Origin of the sequence: Bradyrhizobium sp. 142 (assembly GCF_023074015.1) — a bacterium.
Taxonomy (GTDB): Bacteria; Pseudomonadota; Alphaproteobacteria; order Rhizobiales; family Xanthobacteraceae; genus Bradyrhizobium.
On the sequence record NZ_JADPKQ010000517.1, the window covers coordinates 1 to 16,153 of the forward strand.

Below are 16,153 nucleotides of genomic sequence, written 5' to 3' on the forward strand. Positions count from 1 at the left end.
GGCTCGTTCACGAAGATCATTCGAAAGAGGTCGGACCATCTGATGCTGGCCTCCGATCCAGCCAGCATCTTGAATCACAAACCGCCGCCCGACGGAATCTGGAGGGTTCTGTGAGGTCGCGCAGACGCGAACGTACGGCAGACGCCTATGACGCGACCTCATTGAAGCCGGATTGAACGAAGGCGCGGAAGGGTGGGCACGGTGGTGAGGCTATGGGGATTGTTCGCGATCGCAAGTAGCTATCGGCAGACTGTGTATCTGAAGCGGAGACGTGCTGGTTGCGCATCGGCGGCAATTTGAGACCGGGAGTGTTTTGCAGGCGGTCGCGATCGATGGGCCGCTGCATTGAATGGTTGTCGTCGCGCGGTGTGGCCGCACGACTTCGACAGCGTCGGCGATGATCGAGACGGTGGGAATGATGATCGTCGTGCAGGGCACGAACTGGCTCACGATGTGTCGCATCGGAATGGTGGGGTTCGAGGGTTGGAACGACTGAAGCTGTGTCGAAAGCGCGCGATGATGCGCATGACGCCACCACAATCAGGACAGGCGGGAACCCTGGCCGACGTCAGAGCGTCCGAATCCACAGGCGACGGCTCGCCATCGTTTGGCGCTGTCCGCTCACGATCGAGAAGTTTGCGGCAAAGGGCGAGTTTGGCAGCGCGATGGCCGTTGGCCATGAAGCCGAAGTGGCGGATGCGATGGAAGCCATCGGGCAGCGTGTGAAGAAGGAAGCGGCGGATGAACTCGTCGGGCTTGAGCTTCATGATCTTTGTCGCGCTGTTCTGGCGGTAGTCCTTCCATGAGAAGGCGACTTGATCTTCGTCGAGGGCGACGAGCCGGCTGTTGGCGATGGCGACGCGATGGGTGTAGCGGCCGAGATAGGCCAACACCTGTGCGGGCCCGCCGAAGGGCCGCTTGGCGTAAACAACCCAGTTGATGCGTCGCATGGCGTCGAGGTGGGCCGCAAAGGCAGCCGGCTCGGCCAGAGCTCCGAGATCGCCGAAGAAACGCAAGGCACCGGAGTTGAAGGCTGTCGACAGACGTTTGAGAAAAAGTGTGCGAAATAGTCTGGACAACGGTTTGACGGCCAGGAAGAAGTTCGGTCGGCAAGCGATCCAGCGCGCGCCATCGGGCGAGAGGCCGCCACCCGGAACGACGCAATGGACGTGGGGATGATGCATCAGCGCCTGTCCCCAGGTGTGGAGGACGGCGACGCCGCCGATCGCACCGCCGAGCCGGCGTGGATTGGCGGCGAGCGTCGTCATCGCCTCGGCGGCAGCCTTGAACAGGATGGCATAGACGACGGCCTTGTTCTGGAAAGCGATCGCGGCGATCGGTGCGGGAAGTGTAAAGACAACGTGGAAATAGGGAACCGGAAGCAGGTCGGCTTGACGCGCGGCGAGCCACGCGGCTCGGGCTGTCCCCTGACACTTCGGACAGTGCCGATTGCGGCAGGAATTATAGGCAACGCGTGTCGTGCCGCAGTCGTCGCAAGCCTCCATGTGGCCGCCGAGCGCCTCGGTCCGGCACGCAACGATCGCGCTCATCACGCGCCGCTCGACCCGCCCCAGATGACCGGCATGTACCCGACGATAGGTGTCGCCATGCCGGCGCAGAATATCGGCAATCTCGATGGCGGGCCTGTTGGAGCGGCTGTCGGGGCGGATCATCACCCGCATCCCGCCGCGGATCATCGAGGTGGCGTCACCTCCAGCGACAGGCGATCGAGCGGGCTCTGCGTCGCCCGGATCGTATCGGTGGCGACCTGCGTGTAGCGCGCTGTCGACGACAAATTGTTGTGCCCGAGCAAGACCTGGATGATCCGGATATCGGTTCCGTTCTCGAGAAGATGCGTCGCGAAGCTGTGGCGCAGCGTGTGGAGCGTGACGCGCTTGGTCAGGCCCGCAGCCTTCACCGCCGACCGACAGGCGGCGTGCAACACGGTCTGATCGATCGGATGATCTTCGTCACGACCAGGGAACAGATAAAGCCGCGGCCGGGCGAGCCGCCAGTAGGTGCGCAGGATGCCCAGCAGCTGGGGCGACAGCATCACGTTGCGATCCTTCGCGCCCTTGCCGTGGCGCACCTGGATGACGCCGCGGGCGCTGTCGATGTCTTCGATCCGCAGTCCCGCGACTTCGGAGGCCCTGAGTCCGGCCGCATAGGCCGTGGTGAGCGCGGCGCGGCTCTTCAGGCTGGACACGGCCTCGAGGAACTGAACCACTTCGTCGGCGCTGAGCACGACCGGCAGCTTGCGCGGTTCTCGCGCATAGGGAATGCGCTCCGGGATGAGCGCCTCGCCGAGCGTGACGCCGTAGAAAAACCGTAGCGCACAGACGATCTGGTTCAGCGCCGGCCATGAGATGCCGGTCGAGACCAGATGCACCTGGAAGGCGCGGACGTCTTCCAGTTCCAACCGGTCAGGCGATCGGCCAAAATAGCGGCTGAACTTCGAAACCGCGCTGATGTAGGATCGTTGCGTCGCCGGCGACAGATTGCGGACGGTCATGTCTTCGATCATGCGGCGGCGAAGAGGGCTCAAATCGGCCATCTCGATACTCCTGTCTGAGGGGGTGGGCTCCAACACCCACATCCTCTCAGCCAGGAGGCGATCTACGCCACCTTGCCCCTTACGCCGCGGCAGCGGCTTCGTTCAATCCCTCCCGATTCAATCAATCGATGAACCGCTCTAATTGCAGGAGGCTTGGGCCTATCGGCCGGTGTTGCTCGTCAGCGCGGCGACCGTGCTTCTGTCGGTCACGTCGCCCTCTGGCTCCTCCATAGGCCCGGTCCTAGACGATGTAGCGCTCCAAAGGATCCAACCGGCGACTGACCGCATTGCCCGACTTAATCCTTCGCCCTTGGTCTTTCCATAGCGTCGCCTCGAATGGGCGCTATAATCCCCTCCCTGCTATGAGAAGGACTCATGAGTGCCGCGAGAGAATGTCAATGACTTGATCGCGTTCGTCGCAGTCGCTCGCGAACGCAGTTTCACCAGGGCAGCAGCGAAGATGGGCATATCCCAATCTGCGCTGAGTCACACAATCCGACAGCTCGAAGCTCGCCTTGGTATCCGGCTGCTTATGCGCACGACACGCGCCGTTTCGCCGACTGAGGCCGGCGAACGCCTGCTGGACAACATCGCTCCCCATTTCGATGAGATCGAGGCCCAAGTCGATGCGCTGAGCGACCTGCGGGACAAGCCCGCCGGGACCATTCGGATTACGGCTGCTGACTATGCGATCAACAACGTCCTCTGGCCCAAGCTCCGAAAATTCCTTCCCAAATACCCCGACATCAAGGTCGATCTCATGCTCGACAACGGCCTCTCCGACATCGTGACCGAGCGCTACGATGCCGGCGTTCGGATGGGAGAGCAGCTGGCCAAGGATATGATTTCGGCGCGGATCGGCCCCGATTTTCGCTTCGCCGTCGTCGGTTCGAAGTCTTACTTCAAAGATCATGCGGAGCCGTCCAGACCGCAGGATCTCGTTCGGCACGTCTGCATCAACCAACGTTTCCCAACCTCCGGCGGTCTATGGGCGTGGGAGTTCGAACAGAACGGCCGAGAGATCAAGGTTCGCGTGGATGGGCAGCTCGTGTTCAACAACATCTTTCACGTCCTCGAGGCAGCCATCGATGGCCTTGGGCTCGCCTATGTTCCCGAGGAAATCGCCCTTCCGCATATCGCGAAGGGACGTCTCGCGCGTGTGCTTGAGAAGTGGTCTCCCTACTGGGAAGGATACCATTTGTACTACCCAAGCCGGCGCCAGTCATCGCCAGCGTTTGTGGCCCTGGTGGAAGCTCTTCGCCATCGCGAGTGACGCGAATTGACTGCTGCTCTTCCGGCATAAGCGTCACCTCGCCCTCAATTGTCCGGCCAATCTACATGGATAGCACCTCGATGTCGCTCATCAGGAGAATAGCTCGACGGACCATGTCGCGAAAAATGATCATGTAGCTTCCTTCGGGCGCGGACGATCACTAGGCCGACATTTGCGAAGAGCTAAATCTCTATATCGCGACGGCGTCATTGCCCGTCGCTTCAAGAAGTTCCTGTTGAAGTTGGACAGGTTGGAATAGCCTACGTCGTAACAAATAGCTGAGACAGGCTGTTGTGTTTCAGCCAGAAGCCGGCAAGCGCGACCGAGACGCAACTCGGTCAAATAATCTGAGAAGCTGCGGCCCGCGTTTTTCTGAAAGAAGCGGCTGAACGTACTTTCGGTCATGCCGGCCACTTTAGCCACATCGGGAAGCGACAAGTCGGAGGCCATATGGTCACAAATGTAACTGCTACAACGCTGCATGATGTCGAGAGCCGAAGAATTCAGGTCCGGCAAGAAATCGGCAGACGAAAGAACCTTATAGGTGTCGGAGGTCGCCAATAGTTGGAGGAGCTGCAGGAATTGGTTCAATCGATCGAACCCTCGCGCGTCTCCCATCGTCTCAAGTGCATCTGCGCCGATGCGAGCCGTATCTCCGGAAAATAAGATTCCGCGGCGCGCCAGTTCAAGAAATTTATCCAAAGCTGCCATCTCGGGCAGGTGGATGCTCGCCTTCTTGAGCTTTTCTGGATCAAACTGAACGACGAGATCTCTGCCGGTGACCGTCCCGCTGGCGCGAACGTGAGTGACCCAATTGTGGGGAAGGCCGCCGCCTACGATCGTCAAATGGCCCGGCGAGAATTCGCCAATGTAGTCACCGATGAAGACCGTACCGGTTTGACTTGCGGATGAGGTGAATCTCGCACTCCGGGTGGAAATTCCACACAGATCGTGCCCACGGGTAATCGTCGATCCTCCAGAGGAACGTCTCATTCTCTGCGGTCAGGACTTGCTCAAACCGAGGTCGAGATTCTCTCTCCCTTCGTTCAGCCTTGACCTTATTGTCGTTTCTAGCCATTGCGGCCGGATTTCCCGCTTTTCACTCGAGGCAGCATATCGGTAACGGCATTCGAAAACAGCCTAGCCTCGGTATGGCCGCTTGTTGAGCGACGTCCCGTCTGCCTCAACTCATCCATTGCCCGCCATCGACATTGAAGGTCTGCGACACGACATAGTCGCTGTCCGAGCTGGCCAGGAAAATGGCGCAACCGACCAGGTCCTCCGGCTTCCCCATTCGACCGAGCGGGACGCCTTCTCCGACAAGACGCTTCTTTTCGCCTCTTGGCAGGCCTTCGTACTGAGCAAACAGGGAATCGACGTGATCCCAGTGCTCGCCGTCGACGACGCCTGGAGCAATGGCGTTGACATTGATCCCGTGCTTGATCAGGTTCAGCCCGGCCGACTGCGTGAGACTTATGACGGCAGCTTTGGTCGCGCAGTATACGGCCACCAGCGCCTCGCCACGCCGGCCCGCCTGGCTCGCCATGTTGATCATCTTGCCGCCTTTGCCGGTTGTGATCATGTGCCGGGCGACAGCTTGCATGGTGAAGAGCACGCCATGCACATTGACGCTGAAGAGCCTGTCATAGCTCGCGGGCGTGATGTCCACGATTGGGGCGAGATCGAACAGAGCGGCGTTGTTGACCAAAATGTCGATCTTGCCGGCTCTGTTGACGACCGAATCGACGCCGGCTTGAATGGAGCCGATGTCGGCCACATTCATGTGTATGGCGGAGCAGGCCGGCCCAATTTCAGCAGCCGCGCGTTGCGCCCCGCTGAGATCGACATCCCCGATTGCAACCGTGGCGCCTTCGCGGACATAGGCCTCCGCGAATGCCCGCCCGATGCCACGCGCCCCGCCCGTGATGAATGCAACCTTGTCCTTCAGTCTCATTGCCATAGTCTTCCTGCCAATCGCAAGCGTGGGTCAGATTGCTTCCTGAGCAGGCTGCCCGGCATGCCGAGCAGCTCAACTTTGTGGACGCGCCAGCGTCCGGAGAGAGTCAAGCTATTTGACGTAGCCGGCCTTGGTCATTTCGCGCATGGCGATGTTCTGGGCGGCCGCGAGTGCGGCGTCAACCGAACTGCTGCCCGCGAGAGCCCCCGAGAACTGCTGGCCGACCGCGGTCCCTATGCCCTGGAATTCCGGGATGGCGACGAACTGGATACCGACATAGGGGACCGGCTTGACGGTGGGATGGGCCGGATCAGCCGAGTTGATCGACTCCAGGGTGAGCTTGCTGAACGGCGCGGCCTTCTGATACTCGGGATTCGCGTAAAGCGACTTGCGCGTGCCTGGAGGCACATTGGCCCAGCCTTCCTTCGAAGCGACGAGTTCGAGATAATGTTTGTTCGTCGCCCAGGCGATGAACTTCTTCGCGGCTGCGACCTTCTGCGAACCCGCCGGCACTGCAAGCGACCAGGCCCACAGCCAGTTGGCGTTCTTTCCGAGACCGGTATTTGGAGCCAGCGCGAAGCCGACCTTTTCGGCGACCTTCGAATCCTTGGGATCGGTCACGAAGGACGCTGCGACAGTCGCATCGATCCACATGCCGCATTTGCCGGCGTTGAAGAGCGCGAGATTCTCGTTGAATCCATTCGAGGAGGCGCCCGGAGGGCCGGCATCGCGCATCAGCTTGACATAGAAGCTCAGAGTGTTCTTCCATTCCGGCTGATCGAACTGCGGCCGCCATTTCTCATCGAACCATCGTGCGCCGAACGAGTTTGCCGTCGCCGAAAGAAACGCCATGTTCTCGCCCCAGCCCGCCTTGCCGCGCAGGCAGATGCCGTAGGTCTCGGACGCCTTGTTCGTGATCTTGCGTGCAGCGTCAGCGACGAAGTCCCATGTCGGGCTCTCCGGCATCTTGATGCCGGCTTTCTCAAACAGATCCTTGCGATACATGATCATCGAGGATTCACCGTAAAACGGTGCAGCATAGAGCTTGCCATCGAGAGACAGTCCTGAGCGTATCGCCGGCAGGAGATCGTCGACATCGTAGTCGGCGCCGAGATCGTCGAGCGGCACCAGCCAGTTCTTCTTGGCCCAGATCGGAACCTCATAGGTCCCGATCGTCAAGACGTCGTACTGGCCGGATTTGGTGGCGATGTCGGTCGTCACTTTCTGGCGCAGCACGTTCTCTTCGAGCGTGACCCAGTTCAGCGCGATGTCCGGATTGGCCTTGGTGAAATCATCCGTCAGCTTCTGCATGCGGATCATGTCGCCATTGTTGACCGTCGCAATTGTCAATCTGGTCTCAGCCATGGCGCCGGACATCAAAACGACGGCTGCAAATGCGCCGAGAGAGCTTGTTGCGAGCAACTTCATGCATTTCCTCCGAAGGTCTTTTGGTTTTAAAGATGATCGGGAGACGAATTCCGACGAGCTATGATCGTCTCGATCCGCCGAGCCCGGTCGGAGATTCGGGTCGGACGATCAACGCGGCTAGAGCCCTGGGTGCAAAAGCTGATACTTTTATGCAGCCCAAGGCATCCGGCCGGCCGCCCCGAGCGTCTTCCGCCAAGACGCGTCGTTTGTCGGAATCGGGGGGAAGTTGTCTCTACATCTCGCCCCTCTTTCCCGAGATTCACCCACCCTAATGGATGCAGTGACGAGCAAAAGAGCCCGACCGCTCGTCGAGCGGTCGGGCAGTCCAGGGAGGAGCCCGTACACGGGCTAAATCGGCGACCGATCGTCGAGATCCCAACCTGCAAGCTGCGGCGCAGCTTGATGCCAACAAAGGCGACCTCGGTCCAGGCCGCAGGTGAGAGCCAACGTATGCATCTCGCTCATGGACATTCTCAAGCTCAATCGCGCACCAGCAGAGATAGCTGATACCACTGGGTTATACCCCTCTGTTGGGAAGCTATCATGTGACAGCGCGCCACCTTGGACGAGTCGAAGATCTACTCGAAGCTCCTCGGCTCAAGAATGTCGATTGTTCCACGAGACGTCGTCGGCTACGACGCCGGAGCGCGACGCGGCCTACAGGCCTCCTTCCATTTATCGAACTGGCTCATAACCGCATGCGAACTCAACCATCTAACGCCAGACCGTCATTCAGATTAGAAGTTATTCCTTGTATTTCGCGTCTCGTAGCTGCAGGTCGCAATGTCGCGCTAGTGCGAGAATCTCAGGAGCATCTCTATGGAAGTGGTCATCAACGGCAGGACTCACCAGGTGACGATGGAGGACGATACGCCTCTGCTGTGGGTGATCCGCGACGAGCTCGGCATGACCGGCACCAAATATGGCTGCGGCATAGCCCAATGCGGCGCCTGCACGGTGTTGATCGACGGTCAGGCAACGCGCTCCTGCGTGACACCCGTCGGCAGCGTCGCCGGGCAATCCATCACGACGATCGAGGCGATTAGTGAGGATGCGGTCGGCCGGCGCGTGGTCGACGCCTGGGTTGCCAATCAGGTGCCGCAATGTGGCTACTGCCAGTCCGGTCAAGTGATGGCCGCGACGGCATTGCTGAAGCAGAACCCCAAACCCAGCACCCAGGATATCGCGGGCGCCATGGTCAATCTGTGCCGCTGCGGCACCTACAATGCAATTGCCGCGGCGGTGCGGCAGGTCGCACAGGGCTGAGGACGGCGCGCATGAACAACATGAATCGCGATTTCCGTGCCGCCACCGATTTTGCGAAGGGACGACCGGTCAACCTCTCACGTCGCGGCTTCCTGGGTGCCTCCGTTGGCGCCCTCGTTCTCGGCGTGAGGCTGCCTGGCAGCAAGGCGCTGGCGCAAAACGCGGCTGCCGGTACCAAGGCAGCTCCGCGCGTGTCGGCGTTCCTCGAAATCCGGACCGACAACACGATCCTGCTACGCAGCCCCTTCGTCGAAGGGGGCCAGGGCGTATCGACGGCACTCGCGCAGATCGTCGGCGAAGAACTCGACGCAGACCCGGCCGGCTTCACCGTCGAATGCGCCCCGCCTGGCAAAGACTATCTGCTGGTGAACGGCAACCGGTTCACTGGGGGAAGCTACTCCGTGCGCTCGAGTTACCAGACAATGCGCCGCGTCGGCGCCTCCGCCCGGCAGATGCTGCTACAGGCCGCGGCGGCTCGCCTTCGCGTCCCCGTCGCGAGCCTCACAACGGAGCTAGGACGCGTACGTCACGCCGCCTCGAACCGCACAATCGAATACGGCACATTGGCAAGTGAGGCGGCGGCCCTACCCGTGCCGCAAGACGTGACGCTTCGTTCCGAAAACGAATTTCGCTGGATCGGCAAGCCGGTTGCGCGCCTCGACGCGCGCGACAAGTCCACCGGGAAGGTGAGCTACGGGATCGATCTCAGGGTCGACGGCATGCTGCAGGCGGCTGTCCAGCACGCCCCGCGCCGCGGTCTCGAACCTGCCGGGTTCAAGAATGAGGCCGAGGTGAAAACGATGCCCGGCGTTCATTCCATCCACCGCCTGCCCGGTGCCGTAGCCGTCGTGGCTGATCGCTGGTGGCATGCCCGGCGCGCGGTCGAAACGCTTCAGGTCACGTGGACGGAGACCGCCTCCAACACGCAGCGCTTGATGCCGGCAGATTTCTCGTCGGAAGGGCGCAAGGCCCTCTTAGATGCCACTCCCGGTCCGGGTATTTCTGCGGAAACAGCAGGTGATGCCGCCGCGGCGCTTGCCGGCGCCACGCGCGTGGTAACCGCAAAATATGACGCACCTTATCTGGCGCATGGTCAACTGGAGCCGCCCTCGGCAATCGCACGCTGGAACGAAGATGGCACGCTAGAACTTTGGATGCCCAATCAGGCACCCGAGCTGTTTCAGAATGCAGCCGCGAAGGCGGCTGGCATTGCCCCGGAAAAGGTGAAGATTCATTCTCCCATGCTGGGCGGATTCTTCGGCCGGCATTTCCTGTACGACACCGCAAATCCATTTCCGCAAGCCATTTTGCTGGCAAAAGCGGTCGGGCGTCCGGTCAAGGTCATCTGGAGCCGCGAAGAGGAATTTCTGCGCGACGCGCTGCGCCCGATGGGCTTTGCACGCTTCCGGGGCGGCCTCGACGTCAATGGCATTCCCGTCGCGCTCGAAGCTGAGGCCGTTGGTGAAGGCCCGGTCGATCGCTGGTTCGGTCGCAAACCGGGCGTCGCCGACCGTTCGGCCGTCGAGGGGATCGCTGGGAAACCCTACGCAATTCCCAATCGCCGTGTCGCCCATGTCCTTGTCGATGATCCCAACATCATCGGGTTCTGGCGCTCGGTCGGCCACTCGATGAACGATTTCTTCTACGAAACGTTCTTCGACGAACTTGCCGATGCCGGCCAGCAGGATCCCTATCAGCTGCGGCTCCGGCTGCTGGATGACAAGCTCCGCCACAAGACACTGCTGGAAGCCGTCGGCGATCTTTCGGGCGGTTGGAAGCGCGGCCCCTTCAGCGCGTCAGACGGCAGCAAGCGGGCGCGCGGTGTCGCCATGGCCTCGCCGTTCGGAAGCGAGGTCGCGACGATTGCGGAGGTCTCGCTCAAGGATGGCGCGGTCGCCGTTCACGATGTCTGGGTGGCAATTGATCCGGGCAGCATCGTCAATCCGGCCATCATCGAAGCGCAGGTCAACTCGGCTGTCGCGCTCGGCCTTTCCTCGGCCTTGTTCGAAGAAGTCGTCTACGCCAAGGGAACGCCCCAGGCGCGCAACTTCGATGCCTATCCCATCCTTCCGCCCGACCGGATGCCGCGCGTGCATGTGCGCATCGTTCAGAGCGGCGCTCCGATGGGCGGCATCGGCGAGCCAGGCCTGCCCGGCGTGCCACCAGCCGTGGCCAATGCCGTCGCGGCGCTGACCGGCCAGCGAATTCGCAGCCTGCCCCTGTCCAAGATCAAGTTCGGCGACGTGGGCTGATCCGCAACCAGGCTGCCATGCGCGTCTGATGAGAGCTGCCGGGCGCCGCGGGCGTGACGAGGCGCTTCGCTATCGGCATGGTACCCGGCTCCCAGCGTTGCAATAAGACGTCCCGACCTTTGCCGACGCGCTGGAGTAACCATCGAGACAGCTGCCAAAATTGGTCGACGGGCTGCCCGGAAGGTGCCTGATCGGCCACTTTTCTCGCTTTGCATCGTCTACAGATCGCAGGGTATAACTGTACGCTATAGCCCTACCCGCCGCTCGGAGTTGAAGGCCTCTGCGGGTGGTCCATAATCATGTTTCGATCGGAATGACGACCGTTTAGGCGGCGCTCATAAAAACAAAAAAACATCCGATTTAATCGGGAGGAAAAATTGGATCCCAAGAAGTTGCTCTATCTCGCGTCAGTGATCGAGAGCGGGAGTTTCAAAAAGGCGGCCAAGGAGCTGCTGATTTCCCAGCCAGCATTGTCGTGCTCGATCGACCGCCTGGAGCAGAGCCTTGGAGGCCAACTTCTCGAGCGCAGTCCAATGGGAGTCAAACCGACCGAGATGGGAGAGGTTCTCTACGCGCATGCGCGGCTGATCCGCGATGAGCTGAAGCTGGCGGAAAGCCGCATGAGGGAATCGGACGGGCAAAGACACAGCGCCGTCGCTTTCGGCACGCTGCCTAGCCTTGCTAATTCCATCGTCCCGCATGCGATCTGCAAGTGGCGGGACAACCATTCGAAAACAGTCCTCCGCGTCGCCGAGAAAATCCAGCTCGAACTCCTGCTTAGTCTCATGCGTGGGGAGGTGGATTTCATCGTCGCTCAGACCGAATGCTACGGCTTCCTCGAAGGCCTGAAGCAGCGCGTCCTGTTCCGTGATCGCCTGTTCGTCATCGCCCGGCCGAATCATCCCGCGTTTGGTTTCGAAAACCCCTCATGGCCAAATCTCGCTCAGTTTCCGTGGATCATCCAGATGGTTGGCAGGCAGAGAACCCTGCTAGAGAAATTACTCGCGTCGGAGAGCGTCGACCTGCCGGCCCAGCTGACTGAGTGCGGGACGGTAAACTGTATCAAGGCTCTCGTCGCCGGGAGCGACAGCCTGGCACTGCTGCCAGCATCAGCCATAAATTCCGACGTTCAAGCGGGGAAGATCAGGCCGTTCGACATCGCTGGCCCACTGCTCAACCGCGATATCGCACTTATCTTCCGGGAGCGGCAACCGCTCAACGAGGCAAGCCGCAATCTCGTGAGCGAGATCGCAGCTGCGGGGATAGATCTGGGTCCCGAACTGATTTGCGAGCCGTGACTGACGGTTGACAGCAGATCTCGATCAGTGAAAGGACCGCCCGCCGTCGACGGCCAACGCCGCACCCGTCACATATGAAGAATCTTCGCAGGTCAGGAACAGGATGGCGCGGGCGATCTCGGCGGGATCCGCCAACCGTTTGAGGGCATAGTTGCCTACGTTTCCCCGGTGGCTTGAGATCCGTCTCGGCTGCAATTGCGGGCTTGCAATTGACCGGCTCGGCCTTCACCGGCATGCTCACTAACCGCCTATCGCCATCAGCATGGACGGCAAAGGGGCGTGGCGGGACAATGTGTTCGCCGAACGGCTGTGGCGCAGCGTTAAATGTGAGGGGGTCTGCCTGCGAGCCGAGACAGCGGGTCCGATCACCGCATCACGCTTCGGACACGCGTATGAGGAGCCAATAGCCGCCTAGTAGGCTGATAGCCGACGATATCGCATAGACCAGCCTTGCGGCCCTGACGGGCTTGGCTCGATCGACCGTCGTGACTCGATCGAATAGGCGGAGCACCGGCAGTACGATCGCGACAACGGCCACCTGCCCGATTTCCACGCCGATGTTGAAGGCCGCGAGCGCCGGCACGACCGCGTTGGGTGGCAGGCCGATCTCCCGAAGCGCGCCGGCAAAGCCGAAGCCGTGGATGAGGCCGAACACGAAGGTCACCCGCCAGCGCCGGTCGATATCGCGCGAGAAGAAGTTTTCCACGGCAACGAAGACGATCGAGGCCGCGATCGCCGGTTCCACGATGCGGCTCGAGACGGCGACTACATCGAGCGCGGAAAGCGACAGCGTGATTGAATGCGCGATGGTGAACGCGGTGACGATTTTGATGACGGGAACGAGCCGCCGTGCCCAGAGTACGACCGCAACAAGGAAGGCGATGTGATCGTAGCCGAGGAAGATGTGCTCAATACCAGTGAGGAGATAGCCGCGCATCGTGGACGCCAGTGACGGTGCCGCCGCCGTGAGCGTGATGGTGGTATTGGCGGCGTCGAGCAGCGCCTGCGCCTCGCGACCGTCCTGCGCGACCAGCACTACCTGCCGCGCGGTCGGATCCTTCTCCGTCAGCACAGTGGAGCGGTAGATGACATCGCCGGCGACATCAGCGCAGGAATAGGTATTGCGGAAAAGAACGCCGTCACCGTCCGCGACGATCGCGGCATCTCCGGCCGGACACGCAGCACCTCCGGCTGCTGTCACGGCGAGGTGCGCATTTACATAGGCCAGGATCGACGACGTCGCGGTGCTGACCGCCGCGGGATCGACCGTGTCCTCCTTCGCATCATAGACCTTCGTGCCCGCCAGCCGGTCGACGTCGCTGCCCTTGAGCGCTACTTCGACGGTCACGATGCGATCGCTGGTCAAGGCCAGGCGTGCCGTCGACAGATTGACCTGGTGCGCGGAGGCCGCCGCGCCGAAGCCGACCAACATCGCAGCCAGTATCAGGACGCGCAGCCGCCTCATGATGCCGCTCCGACCGCGCGCAGCAGCTCGGTTAGCCGGCGCATCTCGAATTCGGCCACGGTGACCACCGCGCCATCCGGCGCAAGACGTGCGTAGCGGTCAAGACTGTCGGACAATGCTCCGAGTTCGAGCTTGGCGAGCGGCGTAAAGCTGTCGCGAGAGTAGACCAGCACGATCAAGCTAGGCAGGTCCAGTCCGTAGCGAGCGAGTTGCGCGCCTTTCGCCGGCCCTACCCGCGTTTCGACCGCGGTGGCATCGAGCGCGCGCAGGGCTGCGTCAATGATGCGCGCCTGCTCGGGATCGGCGACATGAACGACACTGCCGGCCTCATGATTATGCTGACCGAGATGCCGGAACCACTTTCCATACGGGTCGCGTTCGAAGCGTGTCAGCTTGCCCGCAAAGACGATCTCGAGCGCCCAGACCTGCGCCATCGATACCGGCAGCAACAGGGTCTTGCCGCGGGTGGCGACGCCGGTCTCGGCCTGACCGCGCAACCGGCGCGCCATGTCCGATACGACGCGCCATTCCTCGCTGACATGCCGCTGCATCAGGTAGACCGCAGGACGGCCGCCGAGCCTGACATAATGCGAGGTGCTCGCCGGATTGAGCGCGCCGAAATTCACCGAGGTCACCGAACCGTCATTTGCCTCGATCACACCGACGGTGACGGGCGGGTCCAGGCCGAACGCGGCGTAGCTCGCCGCCGTGAGGTCGCTCGCCGGAATCTCGCGCGCGGGTTCGCTGACGCTGACGAGTCGCAGAGCGGTCTCGATATGCGATCCGAGTTCGGCCGTCACCGCGCCGTCGAGTCCTTCGATCGTCCAGACGCCGGCCCTGCGTAGCAGGGCGATGCCATCGCTGCCGGACCGGATCTCCACCCGCCGCACGTCGGCCGGTGCCGTCGTCACGAGTCCCTTGGGCGCAAACGCAACTTTGCTGCGCAGCTCCGGCCATTGCCCGCTGACGATGAGGAGGCAGAGGAGCCCCACCAGGAACGCAGCCAGCAGCGGCATCGGCCATCGGGCTTTCGCGCGCGTCGCGGCCTGCTCCGTCACCGACGCCTCCACCACATCGTCACGCCGAACAGCGCCGTGCTCAGCGGCAACAGCACCTCCAGGACGATGAAGGTGTCGCGCATCTGGCTGCTGGTCAACACGATCTCCGGCAGCTTGAACGTTTGCGGCGCAACGCTCGGCGTGGCATCGTCCTCGGCGAGCCAGCGCAGCATCGCCAGCGACAGCTCGCCGTTGGAGACGTAGGGGAAGTATTCGTTGGTGGCGACCTTGCTGGTGCCGGCCACCACCAGGCGGAAGCGCTTGTCGGGCGATGCGCCGCCCGGCCAGCCTCCTTCCAGCGCAACCGCGAGCGGCTGAGCGCCGCGCGCGGTGCCCGGCGCCTGCGCATCGGCGCTGGCGACGGCGGCTTTCGGTGAGCGGAGATAACTGTCCTGGCTGCTCGCCGCCAGCACGATCAGGCTCACACCGAACGGCGGCGCCGTGACCGCGATCGGCCTTGCCTGCGGGAACAGGGTCAGCGCGAGGCGCTTGGTGATCGGATGCCCCGGATAATAGGGTACCGCGACCTTGTCGGCATCGGTGCGGAAATGATTGAGGGGATCAATGACGACTGCGGCCTCGCTCGACAATCCGACCGGCTTCAGCAATTGCCGCTCGAAATCGCCGTCGACCTGAGACATGGGATCGATCAGGAGCAGCATCCGGCCACCGCTTCTCAAGTAGCTGCCGAGCAGCGCGACCTCATCGGCGGCAAAGACGGTGCGCGGGCCGACGACGGTGACAACCGAACAATCGGGCGGAATGCTCGATGCCGTGGCGGTCACGATCTCGCGCATCTCGAAGCCAATCTGGTCGAGGGCGAGCTGTAGCCTGTCGAGCTGTTCCGGGGCGGCTTCCAACACGTCGCCGGCCCCGGGCGTCTCGTGCCCTTTCAAGGTCTCGACATGGCTGAAGTGGAAGTGCGAGGGCAGCGGCCGGAAGGGCTCGCCATGGCCGGTGACGAAGCAGACGGTCTCGACACGCTTGCGCAGCACGCGCAACGCCGCATAGCCAAGGCGCGCGGGATCGGTAACGTTCTCGACCAGAACCTTGCGATCCTCGGCCTGCAGCACCGCGGTGTTGTAGGCGCGGACACCGAGATCGCGGGCAAGTCCGGGCTCCTTGTCCAGATCGATAGCGCGGAACGCGAGCAGCGGATGGTTGCGTGCGGCGGTCTGGACCAGCTCCTTGACTTTGACGGCGTTGGGATCGCCAGCATTGTAGAAATAGGTCAGGTCGAGCGGTGTGCGCAGCTGCGCGATCACGTCGGTGAGCTGTTGCGGTGGCGTGTTGCGCCCTTCCCGGCTGACGTCGAAATGCACGTCATGGCGATAGAGCGCGACATTGGCGCCGACCACGATCGCGACGGCGCCGAGCACGATCGACGCGTTTGTCACCCAGGCCGACCCGCGTGATCCACTGCCGCGCAGCGGAAGCCGCATCGCGAGCACGAACAATGCAAGCAGCACCAGGAAGCACGCGACGAACAGCAGGCTGTTCGACACCGTCTCGCCAAGTCCGGCAAAGCCGAGCAGGCCGGCGACGACGGCGCCGGCGACCAGCACGAGAAGGGCAAGATCGGATCTGGCGGACCGAAGCATC

The 16,153-nt window shown here is 62.0% G+C and carries 13 protein-coding genes; 4 read left to right on the forward strand and 9 right to left on the reverse strand.

The features are described 5' to 3' along the window. Positions 1 to 446: 446 nt before the first annotated feature. Positions 447 to 1,673, reverse strand: a complete 1,227-nt coding sequence (locus IVA82_RS46200; protein WP_247386966.1) for an IS91 family transposase — start codon at positions 1,671 to 1,673, stop codon at positions 447 to 449. 20 nt (positions 1,674 to 1,693) lie between these two features. Continuing rightward, positions 1,694 to 2,554: a tyrosine-type recombinase/integrase gene (locus IVA82_RS46205; RefSeq protein ID WP_028153988.1), complete on the reverse strand. Its 861-nt coding sequence runs from the start codon at positions 2,552 to 2,554 to the stop codon at positions 1,694 to 1,696. Between the two features lie 379 nt (positions 2,555 to 2,933). On the opposite strand from IVA82_RS46205, the gene IVA82_RS46210 reads away from it, so the two are divergent. After that, entirely contained in the window at positions 2,934 to 3,827 is an 894-nt protein-coding gene (locus tag IVA82_RS46210) for a LysR family transcriptional regulator (RefSeq protein WP_247386928.1), read from the forward strand. A 129-nt stretch (positions 3,828 to 3,956) separates the two neighbouring features. On the opposite strand, the gene IVA82_RS46215 is transcribed toward IVA82_RS46210, so the two are convergent. The 3 genes from IVA82_RS46215 to IVA82_RS46225 form a co-directional block, all read right to left on the reverse strand. Further along, positions 3,957 to 4,820: an AraC family transcriptional regulator gene (locus IVA82_RS46215; protein WP_346658760.1), complete on the reverse strand. Its 864-nt coding sequence runs from the start codon at positions 4,818 to 4,820 to the stop codon at positions 3,957 to 3,959. Positions 4,821 to 5,010: 190 nt separating this feature from the next. Further along, a complete protein-coding gene (locus tag IVA82_RS46220) occupies positions 5,011 to 5,781 on the reverse strand; it encodes an L-iditol 2-dehydrogenase (protein ID WP_247386929.1) in 771 nt (256 codons plus the stop codon). A 114-nt stretch (positions 5,782 to 5,895) separates the two neighbouring features. Next, entirely contained in the window at positions 5,896 to 7,212 is a 1,317-nt protein-coding gene (locus tag IVA82_RS46225; RefSeq protein ID WP_247386930.1) for a sugar ABC transporter substrate-binding protein, read from the reverse strand. An 819-nt stretch (positions 7,213 to 8,031) separates the two neighbouring features. On the opposite strand from IVA82_RS46225, the gene IVA82_RS46230 reads away from it, so the two are divergent. The 3 genes from IVA82_RS46230 to IVA82_RS46240 all read left to right on the forward strand — a co-directional run bounded on the left by IVA82_RS46230 (position 8,032) and on the right by IVA82_RS46240 (position 12,028). Continuing rightward, on the forward strand, positions 8,032 to 8,478 hold the full coding sequence (locus IVA82_RS46230) for a (2Fe-2S)-binding protein (protein ID WP_247386931.1): 447 nt from the start codon (positions 8,032 to 8,034) through the stop codon (positions 8,476 to 8,478). A gap of 11 nt (positions 8,479 to 8,489) precedes the next feature. Next, positions 8,490 to 10,730, forward strand: a complete 2,241-nt coding sequence (locus IVA82_RS46235) for a molybdopterin cofactor-binding domain-containing protein (RefSeq protein ID WP_247386932.1) — start codon at positions 8,490 to 8,492, stop codon at positions 10,728 to 10,730. A 377-nt stretch (positions 10,731 to 11,107) separates the two neighbouring features. Then, positions 11,108 to 12,028, forward strand: coding sequence for a LysR family transcriptional regulator (locus tag IVA82_RS46240; RefSeq protein ID WP_247386933.1), 921 nt, complete (start codon positions 11,108 to 11,110; stop codon positions 12,026 to 12,028). Positions 12,029 to 12,052: 24 nt separating this feature from the next. Here IVA82_RS46240 and IVA82_RS48745 read toward each other — a convergent pair whose 3' ends face one another. The 4 genes from IVA82_RS48745 to IVA82_RS46260 all read right to left on the reverse strand — a co-directional run bounded on the left by IVA82_RS48745 (position 12,053) and on the right by IVA82_RS46260 (position 16,152). Beyond that, entirely contained in the window at positions 12,053 to 12,223 is a 171-nt protein-coding gene (locus IVA82_RS48745) for an SDR family oxidoreductase (RefSeq protein ID WP_256469840.1), read from the reverse strand. A gap of 178 nt (positions 12,224 to 12,401) precedes the next feature. Next, a complete protein-coding gene (locus IVA82_RS46250) occupies positions 12,402 to 13,493 on the reverse strand; it encodes a HupE/UreJ family protein (protein WP_247386935.1) in 1,092 nt (363 codons plus the stop codon). After that, entirely contained in the window at positions 13,490 to 14,551 is a 1,062-nt protein-coding gene (locus IVA82_RS46255; protein WP_247386936.1) for a DUF4340 domain-containing protein, read from the reverse strand. Before IVA82_RS46255 ends, IVA82_RS46250 begins: the two co-directional genes overlap by 4 nt. Further along, entirely contained in the window at positions 14,548 to 16,152 is a 1,605-nt protein-coding gene (locus IVA82_RS46260) for a Gldg family protein (RefSeq protein WP_247386937.1), read from the reverse strand. Before IVA82_RS46260 ends, IVA82_RS46255 begins: the two co-directional genes overlap by 4 nt. Position 16,153: the final 1 nt, after the last annotated feature.